The organism is uncultured Oceanicoccus sp. (assembly GCF_963968385.1).
GTDB lineage: Bacteria > Pseudomonadota > Gammaproteobacteria > Pseudomonadales > Dasaniaceae > Oceanicoccus.
In genome coordinates, this window is the sequence record NZ_CAXAHB010000079.1 from 1 (window position 1) to 6,982 (window position 6,982).

General features: G+C 48.1%; 7 protein-coding genes. All 7 read left to right on the plus strand.

Translation table 11 applies throughout. From position 1 onward, the window contains the following. Positions 1–2 precede the first annotated feature (2 nt). A complete protein-coding gene (locus AACP44_RS07855) occupies positions 3–878 on the plus strand; it encodes a prephenate dehydrogenase/arogenate dehydrogenase family protein (protein WP_339339959.1) in 876 nt (291 codons plus the stop codon). Between the two features lie 84 nt (positions 879–962). Then, positions 963–2,255, plus strand: coding sequence for a 3-phosphoshikimate 1-carboxyvinyltransferase (gene aroA / locus AACP44_RS07860; RefSeq protein ID WP_339339960.1), 1,293 nt, complete (start codon positions 963–965; stop codon positions 2,253–2,255). Then, the gene (gene cmk / locus AACP44_RS07865) at positions 2,248–2,940 is read left to right on the plus strand and encodes a (d)CMP kinase (RefSeq protein ID WP_339339961.1); all 693 of its coding nucleotides are present in this window, start codon (positions 2,248–2,250) and stop codon (positions 2,938–2,940) included. Before aroA ends, cmk begins: the two co-directional genes overlap by 8 nt. Positions 2,941–3,152: 212 nt before the next feature. After that, entirely contained in the window at positions 3,153–4,829 is a 1,677-nt protein-coding gene (gene rpsA, locus AACP44_RS07870) for a 30S ribosomal protein S1 (RefSeq protein WP_339339962.1), read from the plus strand. Between the two features lie 145 nt (positions 4,830–4,974). Further along, on the plus strand, positions 4,975–5,268 hold the full coding sequence (ihfB, locus tag AACP44_RS07875) for an integration host factor subunit beta (RefSeq protein ID WP_339339963.1): 294 nt from the start codon (positions 4,975–4,977) through the stop codon (positions 5,266–5,268). Between the two features lie 129 nt (positions 5,269–5,397). Next, on the plus strand, positions 5,398–5,730 hold the full coding sequence (locus AACP44_RS07880) for a LapA family protein (protein ID WP_339339964.1): 333 nt from the start codon (positions 5,398–5,400) through the stop codon (positions 5,728–5,730). 2 nt (positions 5,731–5,732) lie between these two features. Then, positions 5,733–6,929, plus strand: coding sequence for a lipopolysaccharide assembly protein LapB (lapB, locus tag AACP44_RS07885; RefSeq protein ID WP_339339965.1), 1,197 nt, complete (start codon positions 5,733–5,735; stop codon positions 6,927–6,929). The last annotated feature ends 53 nt before the right edge of the window (positions 6,930–6,982 follow it).

A 6,982-nucleotide genomic window follows, 5' to 3' on the forward strand; every position in this document is an offset into this window, starting at 1 on the left:
CCATCAACCAAATCACTATCCTGGCACCAGGCTTAATCGGCGGCTCGTTGGCGAAAGCGTTAAAAGCCAACGGCTTTACTGGCGAAATAGTAGGCTGGGGTCGGCGAGAGTCTTCTCTAAACAAAGCTCTAGAGTTGGGTGTTATTGATCGTTACAGCTTGGATTTAAGCCAAGCGATCAGCGGTGCTGAAGTTATTGTTATTGCCACGCCTACCTTAATAGCTGCGGAGATGTTAAAGCAGTTGGCACCGCTGGTAAATGAAGAGGTTATTATTACCGACGTTGCCAGTGTTAAAGGCAATTTACTAAGCGTTGCCAAACAAGCCTTTGGTACTGTGCCGGCTAATTTGGTTTTAGCTCATCCCATTGCCGGTTCAGAAAAAAGTGGCGTGGCGGCGGCCAAAGCCGATTTGTTCGTTAATCACCGTGTGATTGTTACCCCTACGGAACAAACCAATCCGCAAGCATTGCAGACAGTAAAATCCCTATGGCAGTCAGTCGGCGCCGAGTTAGTTGACATGCCGGTGGATGAGCACGATAAAGTGCTGGCGGCTACTAGCCATTTACCTCATGTTCTTGCCTATACCTTGGTTGATGCGCTGGCGGGGAATCCCGAGCAGCAAAATATTTTTCGTTTTGCCGCCGGCGGTTTTCGTGACTTTACTCGTATCGCCTCTAGCGATCCGACCATGTGGCATGAAATTTCACTGGCTAACCGCGATGCCTTACTAACAATCATTGATGAGTTTTCGGCACAGTTAGCCAATGTGCGCGAGGCGATTGCTACCGGTGATAGCGAAAATATTCTCGGCTGTTTTAATCGGGCCAAAACAGCCCGCGATAAGTTTGCGCAAATGCTGGAACAGCAACAGCGTTAAAACGATACTTTGCCGACGCTGAAATCTCAGCGATCAATATGGTAGTATGCAACCCCTTTTTATATAGACTCATAGAGCTTAATCATGTCCAGCGTCGAACAACTAGTCCTGCAACCGATTGCCGGTGTACATGGTGAAGTCGTTATTCCCGGTTCCAAAAGCCTTTCCAATCGCGCTTTGTTATTAGCGGCGTTGGCTGAAGGTGAAACCCGAATCCACAATCTGTTGGACTCCGATGATATTCGCCATATGCTCAATGCACTTGAGCAACTGGGTGTTGATTATGAACTGTCGGTGGATCGTAGCGCCTGTGTAGTAAAAGGCATGGCTGGCCCGTTAGCCCATGTCGGTAGTTTTGAATTGTTTCTCGGTAATGCCGGTACTGCGATGCGGCCGCTAACCGCAGCCTTATGTCTGGGAGCGGGCGGTGAATATACCCTGACCGGTGAGCCGCGAATGTCTGAGCGCCCGATCGAGCATCTGGTCGATGCTTTGCAGCCTTTAGGTGCAAGTATTGACTATCTGCAAACCACCGGATATCCGCCGCTTAAAATTACCGGCACTGGCCTCAATGGTGGCGAGATCGAAATCGATGGCAGTATCTCCAGTCAATTTTTAACCGCGCTATTAATGTCAGCCCCCTTGGCTTCAGAGGCTATTACCATCAAGGTAAAAGGTGAGTTGGTTTCCAAACCCTATATCGATATTACCCTAGATTTAATGGCTAAATTTGGTGTTGTTGTCAGTAATGACAATTACCAAACGTTTTCGATTGCGGGCGGCCAGAGTTATCGCTCACCGGGTGAGCTGATGGTGGAGGGTGATGCCTCCTCGGCCTCGTATTTTCTGGCAGCGGCGGCGATTGCTGGTGGTACGGTCAGGGTCTATGGGGTGGGCAAAAACTCGGTTCAGGGTGATATCCGTTTTGCCGAGGTGTTGGCGCAGATGGGTGCCAAGATCAGCTACGCAGAAGATTATATAGAAGCTAGCAAAGCGACATTAAACGGTATTGATGTCGACCTTAACCATATTCCCGATGCGGCAATGACGATTGCCACCACCGCCTTGTTTGCCAATGGTCCCACCACTATCCGTAATGTCTATAACTGGCGGGTGAAGGAAACCGATCGCTTGACGGCTATGGCTACCGAGTTAAGAAAAGTTGGGGCAGAGGTGATAGAGGGCGATGATTATATTGAGGTGACTCCTCCAGCCAAGATTAAATCTGCCGCTATCGATACCTATGATGATCACCGTATGGCGATGTGTTTTTCACTGGCGGCAATGGGTGATGCGGCTATTACCATTAATGACCCGGGCTGTACCGCCAAAACCTTCCCCAGCTATTTTGAATTATTTGGAAAAATTTGTGTTTGATACCCATACAGTACCTGTAGTCACGATTGATGGTCCCAGTGGTTCAGGCAAAGGGACTATCTGCCAGCTGCTGGCGAAAGAGCTGGGCTGGCATTTGCTTGATAGCGGCGCCTTATACCGGATTGTCGGTCTGGCGGCCGAACGCAAAGGGCTTGGCTTTGATGATGCCGCAGCTTTGGCAGATCTGGCTGCCAACCTTAATGTTGAGTTTCGACCCAGCGAACCTGGCGAGCCATCAGCGGTGCTATTGGACCATGAAGATATCAGTAATGAAGTGCGCTCTGAAAGCAGTGGCACGCTGGCTTCAAAAGTGGCCATTCATCAGCCGGTTCGGGAGGCTTTAAAGTCGTTGCAAAGAAGCTTTGCCAAGGCGCCGGGTTTGGTGGCCGATGGCCGCGATATGGGCACTATCGTATTTCCTGCAGCCGCGGTAAAAATCTACTTGATCGCCTCCGCCGAAGAACGGGCGCAACGGCGCTACCAACAGTTGATAAGCAAGGGTGAAAGTGTTAATCTCGCCGCCCTTTTGGAGGACATCCAACAGCGTGATCAGCGGGATATGAACCGCTCCATTGCGCCGCTGAAGCCAGCTGACGATGCCATTGTTATCGACAGCAGCGGCACAGCCATTGCGGATGTGTTTTCTCAGGTGCTTAGTCAGGTGCAAGCCAGGATTCAGAGTTAATCCCAACCGCTATCTAACTACTTGATTCCAAAGGATTTAACGTTCCATTCGAGGTGAGATTCCAGCTGTCACCGCGTGTGGATTTTTTGTAAATGGCCCATAGAAGCTGGTTCTATGGAGGGTGGCGTAAGATCCCCCGACTTCCAAAAAGTCAGGTCTTGCCCTTTTGATAAGGGAAACGTTGCCAGCTTTTAAAATAGGTATACACAGTAATGGAAAGTTTTGCGGATTTATTTGAAGAAAGTCTAAGTACTATCGATATGAAGCCTGGTTCGATTGTAACCGGCGTTGTTATCGATATTGATAGCGATTGGATAACCGTCCACGCTGGTCTGAAATCAGAAGGTATTATCCCACGTAGCGAATTTATTAGTGAAGGCGGTGAGCTTTCTCTTGAAGTCGGTGACGAAGTACAAGTGGCGCTAGAAGCGGTTGAAGACGGTTGGGGTGTTACCAAACTGTCCCGCGAAAAAGCCAAGCGCGCTGAAGCCTGGAAAGTGCTGGAAGCAGCCTATGCCGGTGAAGAGTCGGTTATCGGTGTGATTAACGGTAAGGTTAAAGGTGGTTTTACCGTTGACGTTAATTCTATCCGCGCTTTTCTACCCGGTTCTTTGGTCGATGTTCGTCCCGTTCGTGAAACGACTCACCTCGAAGGCAAAGAACTAGAATTTAAAGTCATCAAGCTGGACCAGAAGCGTAACAATGTGGTTGTTTCCCGTCGTGCGGTGATGGAAGACGCTAACAGTGCCGAGCGTGATGAGTTGCTAGCGACCCTACAAGAAGGTCAGTCTGTTAAAGGTATTGTTAAGAACCTGACCGACTACGGTGCCTTTGTTGATCTGGGCGGTGTAGATGGCCTGTTGCACATTACGGATATGGCTTGGAAGCGTATTAAGCATCCATCAGAAATCGTTAATGTCGGTGATGAAATCGATGTTAAAGTGCTGAAATTTGATCGCGAGCGCAATCGTGTTTCGCTAGGCCTGAAGCAGTTGGGTGAAGATCCATGGGTATCTATCACCGGTCGTTACCCAGAAGGTGCTCGGGTACAGGCAACTATCACTAACCTGACAGATTATGGTTGTTTTGCCGAGATTGAAGAGGGTGTTGAAGGTCTGGTGCATGTCTCTGAAATGGATTGGACTAACAAAAACATCCATCCTTCCAAGGTTGTTAATCTAGGTGATGAAGTCGAAGTAATGATTCTGGATATCGATCAGGAACGTCGTCGTATTTCTCTGGGTATCAAGCAGTGCATGGAAAATCCATGGGATGCCTTTGGTCGTGAGTTTAGCAAAGGTGACAAGATCTCCGGTGCTATTAAGTCGATTACTGACTTCGGTATCTTTATCGGTCTGGACGGTGCTATCGACGGTCTGGTTCACTTGTCGGATATCTCTTGGGATGAGACCGGTGAAGACGCTGTACGCCAGTACAAGAAAGGTGACGAAATTGAGACAGTTATCCTTTCTGTTGACCCTGAGCGCGAAAGAATTTCCTTAGGTATCAAGCAGTTAAGCGATGATCCATTCAATAGCTATGTGTCTGAAAACGATAAGAACAGCATCGTTAAGGGGACTGTTAAAGCCGTGGATGCCAAGGCAGCGATTATCACTTTATCCGGTGATATCGAAGGTACTTTAAAAGCCTCCGAAATTAGCCGCGACAAGGTGGAAGATGCCCGTAACGCGCTAAAAGAAGGCGAAGAAGTTGAAGTCAAGATCATCACTGTTGACCGTAAAAATCGCAGTATTGCAGTGTCTATCAAAGCGAAAGATATTGCTGACGAGAAAGAAGCGGTCAAGGCGCATAAAGAGTCAGGAACTGATGCTACTGCCCCGGGTACTATCGGTGACTTGATCAAAGCGAAAATGGACGACAAAGAGTAACATCTCAACCGCTGTCGATGTTGACGGTTTGCGCTAAGTTATTGATGAGGGTGAATTTTTTCTCATTAATAATTAGCGCATATGGCTATCCAGTGCTACTCTTGTTTTAGTTATACGGTCTGGGAATAAGTAACGGGTAGTGGATATGACTAAATCTGAGCTGATTGAGCGCATAGCGTCTCGGCAAACGCAGTTGTCTCCCAAAGATGTAGAGTTGGCAGTCAAGACAGTGATTGAACAAATGTCACAGACATTGGCCACTGGCGAGCGGATAGAAATCCGTGGTTTTGGCAGTTTTTCGTTGCATTATCGGGAGCCTCGTCAGGGACGTAACCCCAAGACGGGTGAAACCGTTCAATTGAGTGGTAAATATGTTCCTCATTTCAAGCCCGGCAAGGAAATGCGGGAGCGAGTTAACCAGAGTCTGCAAAAGGGTTGATCCTTACGATGTTATTGCGATAACGCCATATTGCAGAAACTAATTATGAACGGTATGGTCGAGTGATCATGCCGTTTTTTTATGTCTGGTATTCAGCTTATTGAATCATTGCTAGTAAAGAGAGGTTAAATGGTGCGCGCCTTACAGCGTTGGTTAGTTATCGTGTTGCTAATAGGGGTATTGGCTTTCGGGGTGTTATTCTCCATGCAAAATACCGACAAGGCCGCTCTGGATCTGTTGGTTATTCAGTTGCCGGAACAGCGGGTATCGCTTTGGGTATTACTGGCCTTTGTGGTGGGTGGTGTAGCGGGCTTGCTGGTCAGCAGTGCTGCGATGATTCGCCTTAAAAGTCAGTCCCTGCTATTGCAGCGCAGACTGGATAAGCGCGAAAAAGAATTATCCAAGCTGGGTGCCGCCGACTATCCCATGGCGACTAAATCCGGTAAAGGTGGCAACAGCTAATCATGATCGACCTCTGGCAATTACTGCTGGTCTTTACTGCTATCGCTATTGGTTGGTGGCTGGGGCGGCGTGGGCGCATGATTTCGGCGGATAATAACGCCGCGCTGCACCACCAATATTATAGAGGCCTTAACTTTCTTATTAATGATAAGCCTGACAGTGCTTTGGATACTTTTATCGAAGCGCTGGAGGTCAATGCCGAAACCTTGGAAACCCATATTGCTGTGGGTAATCTGATGCGTCGCAAAGGCGAGGTTGAGCGCGCCATTCGTATCCACCAAAATCTTTTGTCCAGACCCAGCCTGCCCAGAGTGCATTTGCATCAAGCGCACTTGGAATTGGCCCGTGATTTTATCAGTGCCGGTCTATTGGATCGTGCCGAGCGTCTGCTGCAGGATCTAATTAAAGAAGCCTCGGAGCTGAAAGAAACAGCGATGCACCACTTGCTGGAAATCTATAAAGATGAAAAAGAATGGCAGCAGGCTATCGATATTGCCGAGCAGTTATTGCCAAAACGCTCGCTATTAAAAGCCGCGCCAGCAACCGACAAAACCATCACCTCGGCACTGTCTCATTACTGCTGTGAATTGGCCGAGCTGTCGCTGAGAAAAAACGATTTCCATGGCGCCAGAACGCAACTTAAAAAAGCCTTGTCCTATGATCGTGGTTGCGTACGGGCTTCGTTATTGTTTGCCGATATTGAGTTTCGTACTGGGCATTATGCTAAGGCGATTAAAAACCTGCGCAAGGTCCGCGAACAGGATCCGGTCTTTATCCCGGAAACCATAGCTTTATTGCGGTCAAGTTATGAACGGCTGGGTGATAGCGAGGGGTTTTATCACTCGATGCTTGAATGTCTGGAAATTTATCCTTCTGCCACTATCGTGCTAAGTTTGGTGGAAGAGATTACTGCCAAAAAAGGTCAGCAGGCAGCGGCAGATTTTTTAGCCAAAGAACTAAAGAAAAGACCGTCCTTGCTTGGCCTGACTAAACTGGTTGAGTTTCATATCGCCAATAGCGACGGTCAGTCGAAAGAAAATCTTACCATTTTGCAGCTGTTAATTGAGCAGTTGATGCAAAACAAGCCACGCTATCAATGTGATCACTGCGGTTTTTCCGTCAAGCGTTTGCATTGGCTCTGTCCGAGTTGTAAACAGTGGGGTCAGATAAAGGCCATTCGCGGTGCCGAAGGCGATTAGGTTCACCAGCAAGAGAAAAAGAAAGATAAAGTAAAGATAAAGTAAAGATAAAG